The organism is Aminobacterium sp. MB27-C1 (assembly GCF_030908405.1).
In the GTDB taxonomy this organism is placed as follows: domain Bacteria; phylum Synergistota; class Synergistia; order Synergistales; family Aminobacteriaceae; genus Aminobacterium.
Genome location: NZ_CP133089.1, coordinates 112,125 through 132,960 on the forward strand (window position 1 = coordinate 112,125; position 20,836 = coordinate 132,960).

Sequence of the window (20,836 nt, forward strand, 5' to 3'; positions counted from 1 at the left end):
AGGAGGCGGTAACAGTGAAAAAGTTTTTTGCAGCGTTGTTGGGGATTTCTTTTGTTTTCGCAGCTCTCTCTATGGTCGGTGGGCAGGCTATGGCTAAAGAAAAATCGTATACGTGGAAAATCTCTCATATCCGCCCGGCAGATACGGCAATTGACAAAGATGTGAAATGGTTTGCAGAGAAATTAGAGCAGGAATCCAATGGTCGTATCAAGCTTCAGATATTTGATAATGCTCAGCTTGGCGATTACACCGTTGTACACGAGAGAGTCAGTGTAGGCGCTGTAGAAATGGCTATTCAGCCAGTTGTTACAACCGCTGATAAAATGCTTCAGATTCTTAACCTTCCTTATATTGTTAGTGACTGGGAAGGCGTTAAGAAAAACTATGTAAGCGGTACGCCTCTTATGAATTGGGCTGCTGAAAGATATGCCAAACAGGATCTCAAAATTATTAGCGTATGGCCAGTCTATTTTGGTGGAACTGCTCTTATGAAAGAACCTAACAAACCTGGAGATCCTTCAGTATCCAAGGGGTTGAAGGTTCGTGTCCCGACTCAAAAGGCTTTTGAATTGTTAGCTGATGCACAGGGATATATGGCAACTCCTCTTGCATTTGCAGAAACATTTACAGCTTTGCAGACAGGTATCGTTGATGGTGCTTTTGGTGCTGGTGCTGAAGGCTATTATGCAAATTTCCGTGACATTATCAAATGCTACGTTCCATCAAATACACATTTTGAACAGTGGTATCTCATTATGAATATGGAGCTTTGGAACTCTCTTTCCAAAGAAGATCAGGCACTTATCTCCAAATTGGCTCTTGAAATGGAAAATCGCCGAGTAGCTCAGGCTGAAGCAGATCAGGCTGCCAATGAGAAACGTATGGAAGATTACGGAATCAACGTTATACGTTTAAGCGGAGAAGAGCTAGGAGTTTTGACTCAGAACGCACGTGAAAAAGTATGGCCCGAGATGAGAAAAATATTGGGAGAAAAGAATTTCGACGAGGCAGTAAAACTCGTTCTCGATTAGTAAATGTTTTAGGCAGGGGCTTCAAGCCCCTGCTTTTCAAGGAGGAAGTATCATGGCTGAATCGTTGCTGACTATTCTTAAAAAAGAAGTTAATCCTGCGCTTGGATGTACTGGTCCAACCTCTGTTTCTTTTGCGACAAGTGTTGCTCGTGCAGCTGTTGGTGGAGAAGTTGAGTCTGTCACTGTTGTAATGGATAGAGATACGTATAAAAATTCCATCGCTGTAGGTATTCCTGGAACAAAACTTATGGGACTCGACATTGCAGCATCTCTTGGTGCTGTAGCTGGCGACGCTGAGGCTGGACTTGAAGTTTTGCATAACGTGACAGAAGAAGATGAAAAAAAAGCTGTTGATATGTTACCTAAAACTCTTATTTCTATTGATTGGAGTCGTAAAGAAGTCGGTCTCTACATTGATGCTAGCGTAAAAACTACAAAGGGCATTGGTCAAGCAGTCATCGTCAAAACGCATACAAATGTAGTTCTTGTCAAAGCTAACGATGAAACGATATTAAGCAAACCTGTAGAAGAAAAGGCCTCTTCCGATTATTCAAAAGACGCTATTCTTTCTTACGTCCTTAAAGATCTTTATACATTTGCTTTAAATGAACCTGTTGAGAATTTATACTTCCTCCATAATGCCATTTCCATGAATGAAAGCCTGGCTCTTGCTGGCCTTGAGCAGCAGGCAGGCGGTCGTTTTGGTCAAGGTTTTCTTGATTATCCTTACGCCAATTCGATAACTAAGGCAAAAGCCCTTACTGCAGCTGCATCAGATGCCCGTATGGACGGGGTAGGCTTGCCTGCCATGAGTTGTGCGACCAGTGGAAATGTTGGCATTACAGCTTCCCTTCCTCTCGTTGTTATGGCTCGCGAACTTGAAGCGAACCAAGAAGTTCTCATTCGAGCACTCGCCTTGAGCTTTCTTGTAACGATTTATCTGAAGAGTCATATTGGTCGTCTTTCTCCCATGTGTGCCTGTGCAATAGCAGCAGGATTGGGTGTAGCAGCAGGTATGGTGGTGGAATTAGGCGGTTCTTTCGAACAGGTCGAAAAGGCCATTAATACCGTTGTGGGAAGTATTGGCGGAGTTTTATGCGATGGAGCAAAACTTGGTTGTGCAATGAAATTGGCAAATGCAGTAGGGACGGCTATCGAATCTGCATATCTTGCAATGAACGATATATCCATTCGTCCAGGCGATGGCCTTGTCTGTGAAAGGGCAGATGACACTATAGCTATTCTTGGCCGAATAGCGAGAAGGGGTATGGCACCTGCCGACGAAGAAATGTGTCGCGCCATTATTGAACGCGAACAGGCTTAGGAGGAGTAAAAGATGGAAACCTTGAAGCTGAGACGAATTAAAGTAGCAGACGTGCAATTTGGTTCAGTTACAGAAATTCAGGGAAAAACGCTTTTTATCAATAAAGAAGAACTCATCTCTCTTCTGCTCGAAGATAAACAGCTTCAAAGTGTTGATGTTAAGTTGGCGAGGCCCGGGGAAAGCAAACGAATAGTTCCTGTAAAAGATGTGATTGAACCACGGACAAAATTAGACGAAAAGACATACACCTTCCCGGGCTTTTTTTGTGATCCCGATTTTATTTCTGGTCGAGGAACGACTATTGTCCTTGATGGTGCTGCCATCGTAACGTCAGGAAAACTTGTCAATTTTCAGGAAGGGCTTATCGACATGTCTGGCAAAGGGGCAGAGTATAGTGTCTTTTCGAAGAAAAATAATATTGTGCTTCTCTTCGAGCCCGTTCCTGGCCTGGGAAAACATGAACATGAACGAAGTGTACGGAACGGCGGAGTGAAAGCTGCTCGCTTCATTGCCGAAGCTGTTAAAAATTTCGGGGAATATGAAGAGGCAGAATATCCTGCAGCAACATTACTTGAACTTCTAGGTAGCAATGCTGCATTACCAAAGGTCGTCTATATTTGTCAGACCATCGCTCAGGGCCTGCTTCATGACAATTACTTTTATGGACTCAATGCCCAGGGGTGTCTTCCTGTGCTTATGAATCCAACGGAGCTTATGGACGGAGCAGTGGTAAGCGGAAACTGTGCGGCCCCCTGCCACAAGCACACCACTTACCACCACCAGAACAATCCCATTATAGAAGACCTTCTCTCTGAACACGAGAAAAAAATAACATTTCTTGGAGTTATCGTTGCACCTGTTCGTACTGCTTTTGTGGAAAAGGAAAGAATCTGTAATCAGGTTTTTAAGATAGCTCAGATGATAGGAGCGGAAGGAGCCATTGTCTCTGAAGATGGAGGCGGCAATCCTGAAGCTGATCTTATGATGCTCACGAGACTCTTTGAAAAGAATGGCATAAAAACTGTGTTGGTGACAGATGAATATGCTGGCTCTGATGGCGCTTCTGCCGGTCTCGCCGATGTAACGCCTGAAGCTGATGCTGTTGTGACGAATGGAAACGGTAATGAGCGAGTAATTCTTCCTCCTATGGATGAAGTTATTGGGCACATTGAATGTGTTGATGTAATTACTGGCGGTCATTCGGGAAGTTTGCTTCCTGATGGGTCAGTTGCTATGGAAATAGCTGGCATCATGGGGTCGACGAACGAATTAGGAACAGAAAACCTCACCACTTGGGCCATATAGGAGGACAGACGATGACTAAGGTTAGAGTAGTTCATTACATGAATCAATTCTTCGGACAAATAGGAGGGGAAGACAAAGCTGGTATTCCTCCTTTTGCGACAAACGATCCAGTAGGTATTGGTAACGTTTTTCAACTTGCATCGAATAATCGCTACGTTATCGTGAAAACCATTATTTGCGGAGATAACTACGCGGCAGAAAACCTTGAAGAAGTAAAAGCAAAGGTTCTTGAATGGATTAAAGAAGAAAATCCAGATCTGTTTATTGCAGGTCCCGCTTTTGCTGCTGGTCGTTATGGCACTTCATGTGGAACTTTATGTCAGGCAGTTATAACGGAATTGGGTATTCCGGCAATAAGTGCAATGCATCCAGTTAATCCTGGCGTTGATATTGCCAAGAAAGATATGTTTATTGTCGAAACGGGCGACTCGGCGCGAGAAATCTCATCAGTTGTGCCTAAAATGATTCGCCTTGCTGACAAAGTGCTCAATAAAGAGCCTATTGGCGGCCCGGAAGAAGAGGGATACATTCCGAGGGGCATACGGATAAACGTTCGTAAAGCTAAAAGAGGTTCTCGTCGGGCAGTGGATATGCTCGTTAAGAAAATGAATAACGAGTCCTTCACAACAGAGCTCCCCATGCCGGTTTTTGATACAGTTCCTCCGGCTCCGCCTGTCTCTGATATGAGTGACGCAATCATTGCCATAGGTACGGAGGGAGGAATAGTTCCTCGCGGCAACCCTGATCGTATTGAAGCTCATAACGCATCTAAGTGGTGTCACTATTCCATAGAAGGCATTGAAAGCTTGAAAAAGGGCGATTACGAAGTTGCCCATGGCGGATATGATCCAGTGCCAGCCAATGAGAATCCCAATCGCGTATTACCTCTTGACGCAGCACGGGTTCTTGAAAAAGAAAAGGCCTTTGCACGACTCCATAATGAATATCCAGTAACTGTGGGAAATGTTACCGCCGTAAAATCAGCAGAGCGCTATGGAAAAGAAATGGGAGAAATGCTGATGAGCCAAGGGGTGCAGGGCGTAATTCTCACTTCAACCTGAGGAACAGGCACTCGTTGCGGTGCAACGCTCGCTCGCGAAATTGAACGCGTAGGTTTGCCAGCAGTGCTTATTACGGCTATTCCATCTGTTGCCTTCACTGTCGGAGCCAATCGGATTATTCGCGGGGTAGCTATTCCTTACCCTGTAGGTGCTCCTTCTGAAGAGCCCGCAGAAGAACTCTATATTCGAAAATGTCTGCTAGAAAGAGCTCTCAAGGCATTGGCAACTCCTATTTCAGAACAAACAATTTTTGAGGAATAACTATGTTGGTTCTATCGAATAATCCTCGGGTGATCAGCGCCTATTCATGTGTAGAGTCAGTTGAGGGTACGGCGATTCAGGTTCTCGAAGCCGCACAAAGATACATTTATACAGGATATACGCTTTACGGACATCCTTTGGCAGGTAACGCCCGCCTCTGTAGAAATCCATATCGTTCCGTTGCCCTTGAAGAAGGCCACAATGAAATATGTGTCCGGTCAGTCCTTTGGATAGAAGATGCTTTAGATCGTCTTTCCCGTGGAGAGTTCGATGCAGATAGCTCGAAAAGTGACGATTACAGTCTTATCGATTTCGATTTATTTCTATCTATGATCCATATACATTGAGGGGAGGACTAACTATGAATCATAAATTTGCAGTACTTGGAAGTGGAAATGGAGCACGGGCTTTTTGCGCACAGATTGCAGCTAAAGGGTACGATGTTGTGATGTGGGAGCCTCTCGAAGCGACCGAAGATTACAAACGTCTTCGCGAAGAGAAAAAGATGCATCTCAAGGGAGATATTAATATAGAAGGAACTTTATCTGGAGTAACTATGGATATTGAAGAGGCAATGGATGGAGCAAAGGTCCTTTTCGTCGTGGTTCCCTCCTTTGCTCATGAACCTATCTTCAGAAAGATGCTTCCCCATCTTAAAGATGGTCAGCATATCGTTGTTGTTCCCGGAAACTATGCAGGTTTCAGATTCCGCAAAATAATGAAAGAGGAAGGTATTGATGTAAAGGTATCTATCTCTGAAACAGCATCTATGCCTTATGCATGCAGAATCAGCAGCTACGATACGGTTATGATCTTCAAAAAGAAATTCAAATTACAGATGGCTACGTCTCCAGTATCCGATACAGAAGAAGTACATCGCATTGTTCAAGACATCTTTGAAGGATATGTTGAATATATTCCAGCTGACAACCTGCTTGCCATTGATCTTGACAATATCAATTTTACGTTGCATCCATTCCCAGTACTCTTGAACTATGGTGCCATTGAAAAGAATCCTAAGGGGTTCAGGCACTATATGGACGGAATTACTCCTGAAATAGCAAAAATCATGGAAAAGTTAGAAAAAGAGCGCATAGCTATTGGTAAAGCCCTTGGAGTACACCTTATAGGCGCTCTTGATCAGTTGAAAATGTTTTATGGAGAAAACGAAGCTCACACATATTATGAGTATGTGCAGAGTCCGGAGTCGCCTTACGTCGATTTAGTTGGCCATAATATTAAAGGAAGATATTTGACAGAAGATGTACCGGGTGTACTTGTACCGGCCTATCTTCTTGCCCAGAAGGCAGGATATGATGCTACAACAGTAAAGCTTGCCATCGATCTGGCTTCCAAACTTCACGATGTCGATTATTTGAAGAATGGCACAACACTTGAAACATTGGGAATCGCAGATCTTTCCATCGAAGAAATTCTCAATATATAAAAGGAATATGAAGTCAAAGCAAGAAGGGCCTTGCTGAACAATAGAGCAAGGCCCTTCTTGTCTTTATTTTACTGCTTCAACATACGCGGAGCGGACAAATTTTTCTACGCCGCTTTCAGGAAACCAATCTTTTATATACTCTTGGCTCTCTTCTTTTATAGTAATTTTAAAACTTTTAAAACCAACACGTTTTAATATTTCTTCTACTTCTTGAACAGTAATAGCTCCTGCGACACAGCCACTATAAGCATCTAAATTATTTTTTATTTCTTGGGGAAGTTCTTGTAATGCTATGACATCTGCAATAGCTACACGCCCATTTTTTCGAAGAACACGATATATTTCTGAAAATACCTGCTCTTTTTCTGGGGAGAGATTAATAACACAGTTTGAAATAACGACATCAATAGAAGCATCAGCCACAGGTAGATGTTCTATTTCCCCAAGTCTGAACTCAACATTGGAATATCCCTCTTCTTCAGCCATTACGCGGGATTTGCTGACCATTTCAGGAGTCATATCGACCCCTATCACATGTCCATTCTCACCGACAACTTGGGCTGCTAAAAAGCAGTCAAAACCGCCGCCGCTTCCTAAGTCTAAAACGACTTCGCCAGCTTGTAACTCTGCACTCTCTTGGGGGTTGCCACAGCCGAGCCCCATATTTGAGCCTTCTGGAGTAACAGAAAGTTCTTCTGAAGAATATCCTAATTCTTTAGAAATAAGAGTCTCAGGTGACGTTGAGCAACAGGAAGAGGAACCGCTGCAACATGCACATCCCGATTGCATATTTGGGTTTTGAGCGATCTTCGCATATCGTTCACGAACTTTACTTCGAATTTCATCGGAACTTTTTTGTTTTGCCTGTTCAGACATGTTTTCACCCCTAAGTATGTATTAGCTTTGTACTATATTGGAGGGCTTCATTGTGCAAAATATGTGTTTGGAATTAACTAAGGTTGAAATAATCAAATATTATTTTCGTCATTTTCTGAGAGTGCTTTCTTGAAAATCTTAAATCCGGCAATAACTACGTCACGAAGAGGGTCATCTAAAGTTTTTAATGTGTTATCGATACGTGAAATAAAAGATTGATGAAGTGATTGTGCCATTCCTTCCCCCTTGGCTGTCAAACCTACGCAGCAAACGCGTCCATCCCTTGAGTTCCGTTTTCTTTCGGCGTATTCTTTCTCTTCAAGTCTGTTTACAAGGCGAGTCCCCCCACTTTTTGTGAGAACAAGTTTTTCTGATAATTCGGATATAGAAATGTTCCCGTGTTGGTAAATGAAATAGAGAGCTCGATATTCCCCATAAGAAAGATTGCCACAACACTCTTCGTTGAAGCTTTTTCCGCTAAATTGCCAGACAATGTCTTCTATTAAAATTGCCAGATCTTGGGTTTGATGTAACATGAAGAACCTCCATATAGTTGATAAAATCAATTATATGAGATGGGGCCCTCTTTTGTAAATATGTATTTAGAAAAATATGTGTGTTCTTATTTCGATGACATGATAATTGCTACGGGACGAAGAGAAGGAACATTTTCGCACACGATCTTTATAACCACAGCAATAGGAACAGCCAAAACAGCACCTACGCCGCCCCACAGCCAGCCCCAGAAAAGAAGGGAGACAAGCACGATAATAGGATTTATATCGAGAGCATCTCCCATAACTTTGGGAGCTAAAATATTTCCGATACCAACCTGGATAGTCAACAAAGCAATGCTCGTTATGATGGCAGGTGTGAAGTCAGGATAAAACTTTACCAATGCAACCAGAATGGGGGGAATTGATGCCAATATAGAACCGATGTAGGGAATAAAGTTAAGCAAGAAGGCTAACACACCCCAGTTTACAGAGAAATCAACGCCTATAAACTTGAGAGCCAACCAGACAGCGACTCCTGTCAAAGAACTTATAATGACGGCTGTTGCCAAATAACGCCCTATTTGTTTAGAAATTTTATCAATAATATGTTGAAATCGATAGGCAGTTCCTGGAGAGAATGCTCTTTTAAGCTTCCCAGATGAAGCGGGAGACCCCAGTAAAATAAAAATAAGAAAGACAATAACCAGAAACAAATTGCTCACGAGAGAAATAGCTGTTCCAGGCAGGGTCAGAAGCCACGTCGTGAGACGACTCCCCCAGTCAAATTCAAAGAGTAAATCTGTAGGGATATCATTAGCTTTGCCAATCTCTTCTACGAGAACTAAAAACTGGTCGTAGTACGAGGGAAAAGCATTTACGAAAGGTACCAGACGCCTATATAAGAAGGTAAAACCTAGTAGGCAGAGTCCAAGGAAGATGGCTACTAGGGCCGTAATCGAAAGGATGGGCGGTATTTTTTTGCGCTCAAGTGTCTGGATAATCGGTTTAAAAATATACGAAAGCAACCAAGCGACAACGAGAGGCATTACAACGCCTCTAGCAAAGCGTAATACCATGCCACCAGCAACAATACTTAAAAAGCCCAAGAAAAATATCTGACTTCGTATACCATATCGACCAATAAATGGAACTTTTTCTTTTGTATCTTGGCCGTTGTCTTTTTCAAAAGGAGAACTCATGATTTGCCTCCAACGATCATAATCTTTCGAAATCCAATATATAAATCATACCTTATTTTAAGGGATACGTGGCGACAAATAGAGGAAAGGGGAAAACCTCATTTTTTAAGGTTTTCCCCTTTAGCTTACCCAAAGTTGATGGCTACTCCACCTGTAAGAATCAGAACAATTCCAATCCATTGAGGAATGAGAATAGGTTCTCTATAGAGAAGTCTTCCCCAAAACGCTGCAAAGAGGGGGCTTGAAGCGGTAATGGGAGTAACGACAGATGCCGGAGCATATCGCATTGCTTCTGATGTAAGAAAACCACCTAATCCCATAGAGAGAACACCAACTGTTATCATCATGACCATATTTTTGAGAGGCATCCTGAATAATGGTTCCTGGCGATTGTTTCTTTGCCAAGAAATACCCCAACATATCCAAATGGCTATGAAAAAAGATATCGATTGCCAAAAAACAAGAGCGTGGGGAGAAATATCTCCGATAGTCATTCCCCAACGGGTCAAAACAAAGTTAACACTCCAAAAGAATGCTGCAAAAAGAGATAAAAGAACTCCCTGTAGAGATTTTTGTTTTGGCTCCTCTCGTTTCATTCGAAAGACTACAAGCCCTACAAAGATACAGAAGGTACCGACAATAGTAGCTGTAGTTGCCCTTTCGCCAAGGAAAAGTATTGCAGCAACACTTGCAAAAAACGGATAGGTACCTGTAATGGCTGTCGCTGTACCGGGACCTATAAGTCTAATCCCATGGAAAAAAAGTGAGTCACCAATAAGAAGAGCGGAGAGCCCACCTATTGAAACCATAAGAGCAGAATGTGAAGCTACATGCAGCACATTTGGAGAGATAAGAGCAATAATGAGTCCACATCCCAGAAAACCAATACTGCGTATAGCTTGCATTTTCAACGCAGAACTATTGTTGATGCAATAACGATAAATGATTGGTGCGCTTCCCCATACAAAAGCGACGAGAAGGCTATAAAAAACTCCAAGTATATTCACAGCGATACCTTCATTCGATTTTATTCAGTAAAGTAAAAAAATTTACTTTTTTAAGCTTTCTCTAATTGCATCACTGTAGGCCTTAGTGCGGCTCCAGCCTTCCTCGTAATTTTCTTTGACAATGGCTTTGAAAGCCCGTTTTTCCAGTGCGTAAAGCTGACGAACAGAAATACCGCCAGGAGTGCTTGTCTCACGAAGAAGTCCAGCAATATCGTCGATCTGGCGTTCCCATACCTTTAGGCAACCTTCGACTGTTCCGAATGCCATGTGTGATGCACTCTTATAGTCAATGCCAAGAAGTAGTGCTGATTCAACCATGGCCTGGAAGAATGCATAAACTGGAGCAGGTCCGGTAGTTGCAGTAGCGACGTTGATTTTCTCTTCATCAAGCATGTAGGCTTTTCCCATAGAATCGAAAAGTTGCATTAACATTGCTTTCTGCTCATCAGAAACATTCTTATTAAAAGCGACAGCAACAACCCCATGTCCAATTCTGCTGGGAGGGTTGGGAAGAGCTCTGGCTATTGCCAGGTCAGGGAAGATATCTCCATAGAGTTTCATGGGAATACCAGAAGAGATAGAGATAAGAACCTTATTGCTGAAATCGGGCTGAATCTCACGAAGTTCCCCGGCAAGATCCATGGCGTTGTCAGAACGTACACAAACAAAAACTATATCTGCCGCTTTAATAACGTCAATTTTGCTTGCGGCAACAGTAAGACCGTAGCGTTCGTGCATTTCGTTCTCTCGAGCCTTGAAGATGTCTGTAATATGAATATCTTCAGCTTTAACAAGCCCGCTATTCAAAATGTTTTGAGTGATAATCTCGCAGATGAGACCAGAACCAATAAATCCGATTTTCATAATTTTATACCTCCGATATTTCTATATTTTGTGAAGTTGCAGTTTTCTGTATGCGGTAGCTCCAGTGGAAAGCAGCAACATTCAGGCCGATTAAAACAATTGCCACCAAACGGTAGGCTTTTGAATATCCCGCATATGCGGCGATTGAGCTTATAACTGCTGGCATGATAAAGAAGGTGCCAGAGTACAGTAGTCCATAGATGGCTGCCAATTTTGTTCGAGTTCTATCATCTCCCAAATCTCCAATAAGACATGTCATTGCAGGAAATCCCACTCCCATGCCTAAACCGAAAAAAACCCCTAAACCTATTAGTTGAAAAGAAGATGTCGCAAAACTGGTGCCGAAAATACCCACAGCAGTGATAAATGTGGTAGCTCCCGCCATAAATCGACGAGGGAACCGATTGAGAAAAGATCCTCCCAAGGTGCGAATCATCAATGAAGTGATTGCAGCTGGAAGAAAGAATGCCGTGGCTATAAGCTTTCGTTCATAAGCGAGAGAGACAAACGTTATTTGCATGGCGTCTACCAATGAAAAAACAGCCATAACAGCCATAAAACCTAAAATTGGGCGCATTGAAAATATTTCTCTATAACTGGCACTTTTTGTCTCTTTTTTTGAAAGAACGGGCATCGTTTGTTCGCCCTTAAAGCCATAACACATTAGTAAGCCACCTGAAACAATCGCTACGAGAATAACCGCATAGGTGCGAGGGTATCCCTTTAAGAGAATCCATTCGAGAATAGGGGCTAAGATTAATGAGGGTAAAACATAGCCCAGAGAGATGAGCCCTATATCTCTACCCCTCGTTTGTTCAGGTACCATAACCATTTGATAGGCAATCATTGCGACTCCCTGAAGAGTCATTCCCAAACCCAAAAGAGTTTTATATAAAATGACGGTCCATACTTTGAGAGGACCGAAGGCTATTGCCAAAGATGCAGTAAGCAATAGAGTGAAACCGACTTTGAGAGAACGATCGAGCCCGATTCGATCAGCTACTGCAGGGGCAAAAAAACGTGATAATGCCGATATCCCATATCCTGCCCCCATTATCCAACCCAGCCAAGGACCTGCATAAAACCCCATTCCATCAAAATATGCAGGCAAAAAATAGTAACCGCTATCCATTGTTGCGGCTGCAAATGTTATAAAAAGAAGTTGGAATACTACCGGGCTATATCTCATCTCTAATCGTTTGCCAATTCCTTAAGAGCATGAGCCATGATACACGTGCTACGGAGTAACCTATCTATAAGCACTCTTTCGTCAGCTCCGTGGGCAAAGTCAGGCTCCCCATTGAAGGTTCCACCGAAAGGAACCATATTGGGCATCTTTTTGGAGTACGTGCTTCCACACATAGCAAGCAGTCGACTTTTTTCTCCTGTCGCATTTTCATACCCTCTGCTTAAAGCCTTAATTAAGCGATTATCAGGAGATACGTATAAAGGTGGAATCTTTGTCTTGATATCAAGATCAATGTGTTCATCAAGGCAGGCAGCTGCAATCTTAGAGCAAACGTCGTCAAAAGAAAGTGTTTGCGCTGGAATATATATTCCTACATAAAAAGAGGCGCTATCTCTGTCGCCTTCAAGAGTAGCTAAGTTACAGGTAATATTCCCTGTGTGAGGATGAGACGCTGCCAATTCTAATGTAGAGAGATCGGGACAAAAGGCGAAATTTTCACCAATAAACGAGAAAAAGCGCCGATAATTTTCCGCAATGTCCAATAATGACAATAGAGTGCAGAGACGACCAATAGCATTAACGCCTAACCCGGGCAACGTAGCATGAGCTGCTTTGCCTGTTACTGAAAAGCTGAGAAGAGGTCCTTCCCAGTTTAGAGAAAAAGGCCAGTTATTCTTTGTCGCCTCTTTTGTAAGAAGTGTAGATGCTTTTTCTAGGTCTTCTTTTGCTCCGCTGAGAGTGGCCTTAGCTTTAGCAGGAACTGAACCTGTTCCCTCTCCACCTTTATAAGAGACAAGTTCAATCTTGCCAGGCAGAAGATTATTAAAGCTGCAATAACCAGTAAATTTAAGAGCTCCCTTTTCGGCATTGACCACGGGATACTCTCCATCAGGAGTGTAGCCCATGAGAAGCGGCCCCTCAGAGTCAAGATATGTTGCAACATCTCTCATCTGTCCACTCTCTTCGTCTAGACCGAAAATGATTCTTACTCTGTGCTTTAGCGGTGCGTGAGAATCAGCGAGAGCTTTTAGTGCAAAGAGAGAACTGAAAAGAGGTCCTTTATCATCTTGAGTTCCTCTTCCTCGTATGTGGTTGTCTACAATATCTCCACAAAAAGGATCAAAACTCCAGTTTTCTCCAGGAGGAACAACGTCGAGATGCCCCATTGCCCCAACTATTTTTTCTCCATCGCCATATTCTGCCCAAGCAACTTTCCCGTTGAGATTAGTAGTACGAAATCCCATAGATTGGGCCACGTTTAAAGCGTGATCTAGAGCATTAGCAATTTCTTCTCCATATGGATGTTGTGATGTAGGTTCAGAACATATGCTTGGAATTCGAACGCTTTCCTGCACAACTTTTATTAAATTATCAGCGTTTGCCAACACAAGTTCGTCGAGTTTTTTCATTCTCTAAACCTCCGCTTCTTTTATATAGTGTAAAGAGAGATGAAGTTCTGCCGCTTTGAAGCGGCAGAACTTTGTATTGCTGATTAAAGAAAATCACAGATATATTCCGAAATCTCCGAGCATCGAACTTTGAATTTCGTATTTTGGGGAACCATGTACACTTCACCTTTATTGATTCTTCTCCAATCAGAGTCTTGGGGGAAAAGAACTTCCACAGAACCCTTTGTCATAAGAACCTTTTCAGGACCATCGGAGTGAAATTCGTAATCTCCGGGAAGATATACTCCGAGGGTTTTTCTGCTTCCATCTGGAAAAACTAATGTTCGACTTTGAACTTTCCCATCAAAGAAAATATTAACGGGTATCGATACTTTGACGGAGTCAAAGAATTCAGCCATGTGAAGTCTCCTCCTCATTCCCTTATTTAGCTATAGCCGCAGCTCTCCTGGCAGCTTTCCGAGCGGCCTTTTCCGGATCAAGGTAACCAACTTCAAATTCTTTCGTGAGACGGAAAATAAGAGGAGATAACAACGTTAAGGCTACAACGTTCACATACACTGGAACTGCAGATTGAATATCCAACAGCATCCATACCACTGAAGGAACCATATTGTTATAGAAAGCATAGAGCGTAAAGAGCAACGGAACACCGGGTCCAGTAAATCGAACAAACTGTATATATTTAATACGTTGTTCACGAGTTTTGTTTCGAGTGCAATAAACAATTAATGATTCAAGATACGAGAACCAGCCTGTTGTTGTTGTCAAGGCGAAGATCAACATAAAAAATGATAGGGCATATGCTCCAAAGGGGCCGAATACTGCTGTTAGAGCATCTCCAACGGCACCGGCTCCACCGTGTCCCGTCTTCCATGCGCCGGTAACTATAACCATAAGACCAGAAATAGTACAAATTAACAGCGTATCAACACCAACTTCAAATGCTCCCCACATTCCCTGTCGTCCTGGATGATCTACATCCACTGTTGCATGGATAATGGCAGAACTGCCCCACCCTGCTTCATTGCTGTAGACACTCCGGGCAACGCCTATCTGAACGGCCTTAATAACAGCAACACCGGCAAAGCCGCCGATAGCAGCGCATGGTTTAAATGCATAAGTAAAGATACTGGCAATAGCCGTTCTAAGGGCGGTAAGATCTTGGAATATAACATAAAGACCAGCAGCTAAATAAAGCAAAACCATTGCCGGAACAACATTTTCCGCAAACTTGACGACTCTGGGAATACCACCAAGAACGATATAGTAGCAAAGGAGCGTATAAGCAATACTCATGCCGATTGCCGCATATTTTGATAAATCAAAGGAACGTTGAAAAGACTCCATAATCGTGTAGGGACCAGGAGCAACGTAAAAAGAGCCGATCATAAAGATCGTAAATACGACAGCAAGAATTTTGCACCACTTCCAGCCTCGTTCTTCAACAAGACCTTTTTCAATATAAAAAGCGGCACTTCCGTAAGAGCTTCCGTCTGAATAACGCTGTTTATAGTGCTGTGTCAAAATTATTTCAGCCATCTTTGTGGCCATGCCTACCAGCGCTGCTATCCACATCCAGAAAAGAGCACCGGGACCACCAATAGCAATAGCACTAGAAACGCCAGCAATATTACCTGTTCCTACAGTACCGCCAAGTGCTGTAGCAAAAGCTCCAAAAGAACTGATGAGATTCCCTTTACTATCTTTTTCCTTCTTCTTTTTTCGGAAGAGGGTTCCTATCGTGTTGTAGATAATGTCACTTGCTCTTCGGAATTGGAAAAAACGCATTCCTACAGTTAAATATATTCCTAAAATAATGAAGATAATTGGAAAATATGGATTCCAAAGCACTTTCCAAGCAAAGAACTCTAGTAATTTTGTCACTTGTGTAACGTCCATGGGTGACAGGCACCTCCTTAGAATATGGCACTACAGGAACTAGCAGCGCGGAAAAAAAGAAAAGATCCGCGCTGTAATAACCAAGGCTATTCAAAAAAAGTCGTGTCTGTTTCAATCCATAACGAGCTCAAGCAATTTTTAAGATCTTAAAGTTGGAAACAAGTGGTGCTGGTTCCTATCCGCGATTCCACTTCTTTTTGGCGTCTTTTTTGATATCAATTTTCTGTTTGTAATGAACGCCTCGTTTGTCTTGTTCGGCCATAACCCAGTTGTAAAAATCATCATCTGCAGCGAGTTTCTCAGCAGAAACCATGCCGCATCCCTTGATTCTTCCTTCGCACATTGCGCGAGCAAAAATGCCGCATGTGCTAGCTGTACACCAAGCCATAGAAGTGTAGCCACTCTCGGGTTTTTCAACCTGGGCTATTTCCCATGTGTGCTGAACTGCGTCATCACCTTTGTATCCCTTGGTGATAATGCGCATGATAGAAAGATCGAGGTCTCCGGGAAGTTTCTTATATTTGTCAGCGAAAAGGCTGAAAAGAATCTCGCGGGGAACAAGATCATGTTTGGCAATCTTACGAGGTTCCCAATCGAAGAGGTCAAGGTTCACCAAAAAACGCATCTGTTCGGTGAGTCCTGGCCAACGGACGGTATAGGCTGCCATATTGGGGACATCATGAAAACTACGGAAAAGGCTTCCGAGTCCGTTGCTTGTGAAGGCTTCCATTGTGGGGTAATCTTCAATTTGGAAGTCTTTAAGTTCGCTTAATGCTTTGAGAACTACTTCTTGTCCATCTCGAACGACAGTGCTTGGTTGTGCAAACTGGTTAAGGTTGTCTGTTAATGACCATGTCGTGGTATAGTTAAAAGGAGGGCGAGGGTTATAAGGAATACCACCAACATAAACATACATTTCTTCACACTTATCGAGGAGGTGATAACCACGGCCCGCAAAGAAGTTACTCATACCAGGCTCAAAGCCAATCATGGAAATTCCAAGACCGCCAGTCTCTTTCCCGATCTTGTCGTAAGGTTCATCAGAACGTCCATGCATACTAGAAACACTTGCCAGTTTCTTTCCGTATTTCATTGCGATCTCGGTTACCTTATACCCGACTGTTCCAGGCATTGCAGCAGTTACGATATCGACATCTTTAGAAACTTCTTGAAAAAGTTCTTCGTCAAGGGCAGAGCCTTTAACGGTTTTGGCATCTGGGAAGAGACGTTTAGTTTCTTCTAAGTTTGAATCACTCATGTCAAGAACGGTAACGTCGAAGTCTTTAATAATATCGTTAACGATACAACGACCGACCATCCCGGCGCCAATTTGTAGTGCTTTACGTTTAGCCATATTATAAAACTCCCTTCTGAATAATAGGTTTTGCGTTAAACGCGCAGAAAAGAAGTCAAAACAAGAAAGAACGTCGCACGACAATAAATTGAATTCATTGAATCCATTGTGTACAGCAAATAATATCAGAAAAAAAGTTTCTGTCAACGGCCATTTCATTTCAAATTAAAATAAAAAAGTGGCAGCTTTGGGCCACCACTAAAAATTCGCCTATTTCCCTTTGCTGTGAATCGGTTTTATAAGCTATTATTTGGGCTCAGAAATTCTTGCACCGCCAACATCTTCTGCGGCAGTAAGTATGTGCGACTTCATTAATGCCTCGGCTTTTTCTTCATCTCGTTCTTTTAGTGCCTCAAGAATGGCTCGATGTTCGTCGAGACTTGGGTTCCCGCTGAAATCAAAAAAGGATTCAAATAACACAAGATAGACTAAAGAACGAGAAAGAACGCTTATGATAAGATCGTAAAGAACGACATTACCACTGGCTTCAGCGATAATTCTGTGGAAGGCATTATTGATTTCCAGATACTTATCGAGGTCTTTTTCGACAAAAATATTTTCCTCTTTCTGAATTTCTTCTTCTAACATACAAAGCTGAAGAGGAGTAATACGATGCACGGCTTTTTTAATAGCAAGACATTCTAGATATGCGCGCATCTCAAATGTGTCTTCAATTTCTTCTCTTGAAGGATCGACCAGACTGGCTCCTTCATTAGGAACAATGTTAATAAGACCTTCGTTCGAGAGCCTTCGAAACGCTTCTCGTACAGGAGTACGGCTAACATCGAGTTGTTCTGCTATGGATATTTCGGGAAGGCGCTGGCCTGGCTTAAACTCTTTATTCATGATTTTATGGCGTAATTCCTTATATACGTAATCCACAGAAGACCGTGCTTGAGAAACATTTCTCAATGGCAATTCCTCCCTATTCCTCTTATTTTCTCAACAGAAATGAATAATTCACATTATACATTACATAGTAGCGATGTTAAAGAATTCAATGTATTCATTGAATTTTGTTTAGCTCATAAACTTGACAGCGCAGAAAAAATAGACTATGAATACTATGTATTCTTTGAATACTTTTAGTATTATAGCAAAGAAAGAGGAGGAAGCTCATGGATAAGAATAAAGTTGTCTATCCGTATATCCCGAACTCTGTTTCTCACGTTCAGGAAGAAATGTTGAAGGCCATTGGAGCGAAAAGCATTGATGAATTTTTTGAGTGCGTTCCAGATGAATTAAAATTAAATAAACCACTAGATCTTCCTGAACCGCTTCTTTCTGAAGTTGAGCTTAAGCGGCATTTTGAAAAAGTTCTTTCGAAAAATGCTACAACGTCAGAGAATATCAGCTTCTTAGGTGGCGGTTGCTGGAATCATTACGTGCCGGCTATATGCGATGAAATAAATCAGCGCTCAGAGTTTCTTACAGCCTACGCAGGTGAACCATATGAAGACCACGGAAGGTTCCAGGCCCTTTTCGAATTTGAAAGTATGATGGCCGAACTTGTTGATATGGATGTCGTCAATGTTCCTACATACGATGGGGCACAGGCAGCTGCAACATCAATCAGAATGGCTACTCGCATTACCAAACGTGATGAAGTGCTTGTGGCAGAAAGTATTCACCCGGAAACAAAAGCTGTTATAAAAAATTATAGCAATCCAGATCTTTACATTACATATGTTCCCTGTGATCCAGAAACAGGATGTGTCGATCTTCAAAAACTTGAAAGTCTTATCTCTTCAAAAACGGCAGTCTTCTATTTTGAAAATCCCGCTTTTATCGGAACCATTGATGTCAATGGCAAAAAAATTGCGGAACTTCTTCATAATGCCGGTGCTCTTATGGTTGTAGGCATTGACCCTTCATCCATGGGTTTATTAACACCTCCATCTCGTTATGGTGCCGATATCGTATGTGGTGATTTACAACCGTTGGGAATGCATCTCTATTATGGCGGTGCCAGAGGCGGCTTTATGGCTGTTCAAGATGACGAAACTTTTGTAAGAGAGTATCCGTCTCGTCTCTTCGGTATTACCCCTACAACTCATAAAGAGTGGGGATTCGGAGACGTAGCGTGGGAACGCACTTCTTTTGCAGAGCGCGAAAATGCCAAAGAATATGTTGGAACGGCGGCAGCCCTTTGGGGAATTACTGCTGGTGTGTACTTAGCTCTCATGGGGCCTGAAGGCATGAAGGAATTGGGCGAGAACATATATATGCGCTGTCAATATCTTATGGAGAAAATGGCCGCTCTGCCAGGAGTAAAAATTCCTCTTCAGGCAACACCTCATTTTAAAGAGTTTATTGTTAATTTTGACGGTACGGGCAAAACAGTGAAAGAGATTAACAAAGCCCTCTTAGATAGACATATCTTCGGTGGACTTGATCTTTCAACTCTTTTCCCAGGGTGCGGAGAGAGTGCTCTTTATAGCGTAACCGAGTGCGTTACACAGAAAGATATGGATACTCTCATCGCGGCTCTTGGCGAAATTCTTGCGTAGAAAGGAAGGAACGCTCATGGGTATGAATATGCAGACAAAATTGAGAGACTTCCATCAGGCTCGATGGGATGAGCCCATCATTTATGAACTCACCACACAAGGTGAGCGCGGTGTCCTTTTGCCTAAAGTAGAAGATGGAATACGTGAAACTGTTAAAGATACGAAAAAGCTTCCTTCTCATATGATTCGTTCAGATAGGGCGGATCTTCCAGAAATGTCACAGATGAGAGTTTTAAAGCACTATTTGCGGCTTTCTCAAGAAAACTTGGGTGCTGATCTGAATATTGATATTGGACAAGGAACATGCACCATGAAATATAACCCCAAAATAAATGAAGTGCTGGCACGGAATCCAAAAGTGAGCGAACTTCATCCCTATCAGGATGAGTCAACGGTTCAGGGTGTGCTCGAAGTTATCTATAACATGGATCACGCTCTTCGTGCCATTTCGGGAATGGATGCCTTCTCCCTTCAAAGCGGAGGCGGATCTCAGGCTATTTACGTTATTGGTTCTATCATCAGAGCATGGCTTGAAGAGACGGGGCAGGCTGAAACAAAAGATGAAATTATTACCACAATATATTCACATCCCTCAAACACTGCTGTAGCTAAATTGAAGGGGTTCAAAATAATTACAATTTATCCTGGGAAAGATGGTCGTCCAGATTTTGAAGCTCTTAAAAATGCTGTCTCTGAAAGAACAGCAGCACTTATGATTACAAACCCTGAAGATATAGGTATATACAACTCTCGAATTAAAGAGTTTACAGACTTGGTGCATAGTGTAGGCGGTCTTTGCAGCTACGATCAGGCAAATCTCAACGGCATAATGGGCATTACCCGGGCGCGAGAGGCCGGTTTCGATATGTGTTTCTTCAACCTGCATAAAACGTTCTCTGCACCTCATGGCTGTGGTGGCCCCGGTAGTGGCGCTGTTGGTGTAACAGAACGATTGAAACCCTTCTTGCCGGTTCCAATTGTGGAAAAAGATAGTGAAACACAACGTTTCTATCTTAAAGATGATCTTCCCTATTCAGTAGGTAAGATTAAGAACTTTTATGGAACAGTTCCTGCGATTCTGAAGGCCTATGCCTGGATTCGAGCCCTTGGTGCTGATGGAGTAAAAGAAGCAGCCAGAGTTGCTGTTTTGAATAATAACTACATGTTTAGAAAAATATTGTCTATTCGCGGAGCTTCCGCACCTTATGCCGAAGGGGAACATCGTATTGAACAGGTACGTTACAGTTGGCAGAAGCTGAAAGAGGAGACAGGCGTAACGACAAGCGACATTCAAAATAGAATGTTTGACTTTGGCGTTCATTATTGGACAAGCCACGAACCATGGCTCGTTCCGGAACCTTTCACCATCGAACCTACAGAATCATACTCTAAGCAAGAATTAGACGAGTTTATCGCCATTACTGAGCAGATTGTCAAAGAGGCATATGAAAATCCTGAATTGGTAAAGACGGCTCCACACAAGAGCACTATTCACCATGTTGATCACGCCTATCTTGACGATCCAGAGAAGTGGGCCATTACGTGGAGAAGTTATAAGAAAAAATATAATGGCTATTTCGAAAAGAAAGAGCTAAAGGAGTAG

General features: G+C 42.5%; 19 protein-coding genes. 8 read left to right on the forward strand and 11 right to left on the reverse strand.

Translation table 11 applies throughout. From position 1 onward, the window contains the following. The first annotated feature begins 14 nt into the window (after positions 1-14). From dctP to RBH88_RS00570, 6 genes are read left to right on the forward strand one after another with little or no spacing between them, the layout of a single operon-like run. A complete protein-coding gene (dctP, locus tag RBH88_RS00545) occupies positions 15-1,031 on the forward strand; it encodes a TRAP transporter substrate-binding protein DctP (protein WP_307879744.1) in 1,017 nt (338 codons plus the stop codon). 52 nt (positions 1,032-1,083) lie between these two features. Continuing rightward, positions 1,084-2,355: a serine dehydratase subunit alpha family protein gene (locus RBH88_RS00550; protein ID WP_213699169.1), complete on the forward strand. Its 1,272-nt coding sequence runs from the start codon at positions 1,084-1,086 to the stop codon at positions 2,353-2,355. A 12-nt stretch (positions 2,356-2,367) separates the two neighbouring features. Beyond that, positions 2,368-3,660, forward strand: a complete 1,293-nt coding sequence (locus RBH88_RS00555; protein ID WP_213690487.1) for a glycine/sarcosine/betaine reductase component B subunit — start codon at positions 2,368-2,370, stop codon at positions 3,658-3,660. A gap of 11 nt (positions 3,661-3,671) precedes the next feature. After that, positions 3,672-4,982 (forward strand): glycine/betaine/sarcosine/D-proline family reductase selenoprotein B, encoded by a 1,311-nt coding sequence (locus RBH88_RS00560; RefSeq protein ID WP_213695499.1) that lies wholly within the window; start codon positions 3,672-3,674, stop codon positions 4,980-4,982. Positions 4,983-4,984: 2 nt separating this feature from the next. After that, positions 4,985-5,329: a GrdX family protein gene (locus tag RBH88_RS00565; RefSeq protein ID WP_307879745.1), complete on the forward strand. Its 345-nt coding sequence runs from the start codon at positions 4,985-4,987 to the stop codon at positions 5,327-5,329. Between the two features lie 14 nt (positions 5,330-5,343). Further along, positions 5,344-6,429, forward strand: coding sequence for an NAD/NADP octopine/nopaline dehydrogenase family protein (locus tag RBH88_RS00570; RefSeq protein ID WP_213690484.1), 1,086 nt, complete (start codon positions 5,344-5,346; stop codon positions 6,427-6,429). Between the two features lie 63 nt (positions 6,430-6,492). On the opposite strand, the gene arsM is transcribed toward RBH88_RS00570, so the two are convergent. The 11 genes from arsM to RBH88_RS00625 form a co-directional block, all read right to left on the reverse strand. Then, entirely contained in the window at positions 6,493-7,305 is an 813-nt protein-coding gene (gene arsM / locus RBH88_RS00575; protein WP_213695498.1) for an arsenite methyltransferase, read from the reverse strand. A gap of 92 nt (positions 7,306-7,397) precedes the next feature. After that, complete coding sequence (locus RBH88_RS00580; protein WP_307879746.1) at positions 7,398-7,841, reverse strand: MarR family winged helix-turn-helix transcriptional regulator; 444 nt, start codon at positions 7,839-7,841, stop codon at positions 7,398-7,400. An 86-nt stretch (positions 7,842-7,927) separates the two neighbouring features. Then, positions 7,928-9,001, reverse strand: a complete 1,074-nt coding sequence (locus RBH88_RS00585) for an AI-2E family transporter (protein ID WP_213695497.1) — start codon at positions 8,999-9,001, stop codon at positions 7,928-7,930. Positions 9,002-9,126: 125 nt separating this feature from the next. Then, on the reverse strand, positions 9,127-10,008 hold the full coding sequence (locus tag RBH88_RS00590) for a DMT family transporter (protein WP_213690480.1): 882 nt from the start codon (positions 10,006-10,008) through the stop codon (positions 9,127-9,129). Positions 10,009-10,050: 42 nt separating this feature from the next. Beyond that, complete coding sequence (locus tag RBH88_RS00595; RefSeq protein WP_307879747.1) at positions 10,051-10,872, reverse strand: pyrroline-5-carboxylate reductase; 822 nt, start codon at positions 10,870-10,872, stop codon at positions 10,051-10,053. Between the two features lie 4 nt (positions 10,873-10,876). Then, on the reverse strand, positions 10,877-12,004 hold the full coding sequence (locus RBH88_RS00600) for an MFS transporter (protein ID WP_213695495.1): 1,128 nt from the start codon (positions 12,002-12,004) through the stop codon (positions 10,877-10,879). A gap of 59 nt (positions 12,005-12,063) precedes the next feature. Further along, complete coding sequence (locus RBH88_RS00605) at positions 12,064-13,470, reverse strand: Sapep family Mn(2+)-dependent dipeptidase (protein WP_213699165.1); 1,407 nt, start codon at positions 13,468-13,470, stop codon at positions 12,064-12,066. Positions 13,471-13,553: 83 nt separating this feature from the next. After that, positions 13,554-13,868: a pyrimidine/purine nucleoside phosphorylase gene (locus RBH88_RS00610; RefSeq protein ID WP_213690476.1), complete on the reverse strand. Its 315-nt coding sequence runs from the start codon at positions 13,866-13,868 to the stop codon at positions 13,554-13,556. A 22-nt stretch (positions 13,869-13,890) separates the two neighbouring features. Beyond that, a complete protein-coding gene (locus tag RBH88_RS00615; protein ID WP_213695492.1) occupies positions 13,891-15,369 on the reverse strand; it encodes a sodium:alanine symporter family protein in 1,479 nt (492 codons plus the stop codon). 175 nt (positions 15,370-15,544) lie between these two features. After that, positions 15,545-16,723 carry a saccharopine dehydrogenase family protein gene (locus RBH88_RS00620; RefSeq protein WP_213690474.1) on the reverse strand — a complete coding sequence of 393 codons (1,179 nt, stop codon included), beginning with the start codon at positions 16,721-16,723 and terminating at the stop codon, positions 15,545-15,547. Between the two features lie 246 nt (positions 16,724-16,969). Further along, positions 16,970-17,635, reverse strand: a complete 666-nt coding sequence (locus RBH88_RS00625; protein WP_213690473.1) for a GntR family transcriptional regulator — start codon at positions 17,633-17,635, stop codon at positions 16,970-16,972. 206 nt (positions 17,636-17,841) lie between these two features. On the opposite strand from RBH88_RS00625, the gene gcvPA reads away from it, so the two are divergent. Both gcvPA and gcvPB read left to right on the forward strand, forming a co-directional pair. Then, positions 17,842-19,233: an aminomethyl-transferring glycine dehydrogenase subunit GcvPA gene (gcvPA, locus tag RBH88_RS00630; RefSeq protein WP_307879748.1), complete on the forward strand. Its 1,392-nt coding sequence runs from the start codon at positions 17,842-17,844 to the stop codon at positions 19,231-19,233. A gap of 16 nt (positions 19,234-19,249) precedes the next feature. Then, on the forward strand, positions 19,250-20,836 hold the full coding sequence (gene gcvPB, locus RBH88_RS00635; protein ID WP_307879749.1) for an aminomethyl-transferring glycine dehydrogenase subunit GcvPB: 1,587 nt from the start codon (positions 19,250-19,252) through the stop codon (positions 20,834-20,836).

Bases quoted from the DNA above. Each gene is read 5' to 3' on its own strand.
- RBH88_RS00550 (WP_213699169.1), top strand. From the start codon at position 1,084: ATGGCTGAATCGTTGCTGACTATTCTTAAAAAAGAAGTTAATCCTGCG.
- RBH88_RS00555 (WP_213690487.1), top strand. From the start codon at position 2,368: ATGGAAACCTTGAAGCTGAGACGAATTAAAGTAGCAGACGTGCAATTT.
- RBH88_RS00565 (WP_307879745.1), top strand. From the start codon at position 4,985: ATGTTGGTTCTATCGAATAATCCTCGGGTGATCAGCGCCTATTCATGT.
- RBH88_RS00570 (WP_213690484.1), top strand. From the start codon at position 5,344: ATGAATCATAAATTTGCAGTACTTGGAAGTGGAAATGGAGCACGGGCT.
- arsM (WP_213695498.1), bottom strand. From the start codon at position 7,305: ATGTCTGAACAGGCAAAACAAAAAAGTTCCGATGAAATTCGAAGTAAA.
- RBH88_RS00580 (WP_307879746.1), bottom strand. From the start codon at position 7,841: ATGTTACATCAAACCCAAGATCTGGCAATTTTAATAGAAGACATTGTC.
- RBH88_RS00585 (WP_213695497.1), bottom strand. From the start codon at position 9,001: ATGAGTTCTCCTTTTGAAAAAGACAACGGCCAAGATACAAAAGAAAAA.
- RBH88_RS00595 (WP_307879747.1), bottom strand. From the start codon at position 10,872: ATGAAAATCGGATTTATTGGTTCTGGTCTCATCTGCGAGATTATCACT.
- RBH88_RS00600 (WP_213695495.1), bottom strand. From the start codon at position 12,004: ATGGATAGCGGTTACTATTTTTTGCCTGCATATTTTGATGGAATGGGG.
- RBH88_RS00605 (WP_213699165.1), bottom strand. From the start codon at position 13,470: ATGAAAAAACTCGACGAACTTGTGTTGGCAAACGCTGATAATTTAATA.
- RBH88_RS00610 (WP_213690476.1), bottom strand. From the start codon at position 13,868: ATGGCTGAATTCTTTGACTCCGTCAAAGTATCGATACCCGTTAATATT.
- RBH88_RS00615 (WP_213695492.1), bottom strand. From the start codon at position 15,369: ATGGACGTTACACAAGTGACAAAATTACTAGAGTTCTTTGCTTGGAAA.
- RBH88_RS00620 (WP_213690474.1), bottom strand. From the start codon at position 16,723: ATGGCTAAACGTAAAGCACTACAAATTGGCGCCGGGATGGTCGGTCGT.
- gcvPA (WP_307879748.1), top strand. From the start codon at position 17,842: ATGGATAAGAATAAAGTTGTCTATCCGTATATCCCGAACTCTGTTTCT.
- gcvPB (WP_307879749.1), top strand. From the start codon at position 19,250: ATGGGTATGAATATGCAGACAAAATTGAGAGACTTCCATCAGGCTCGA.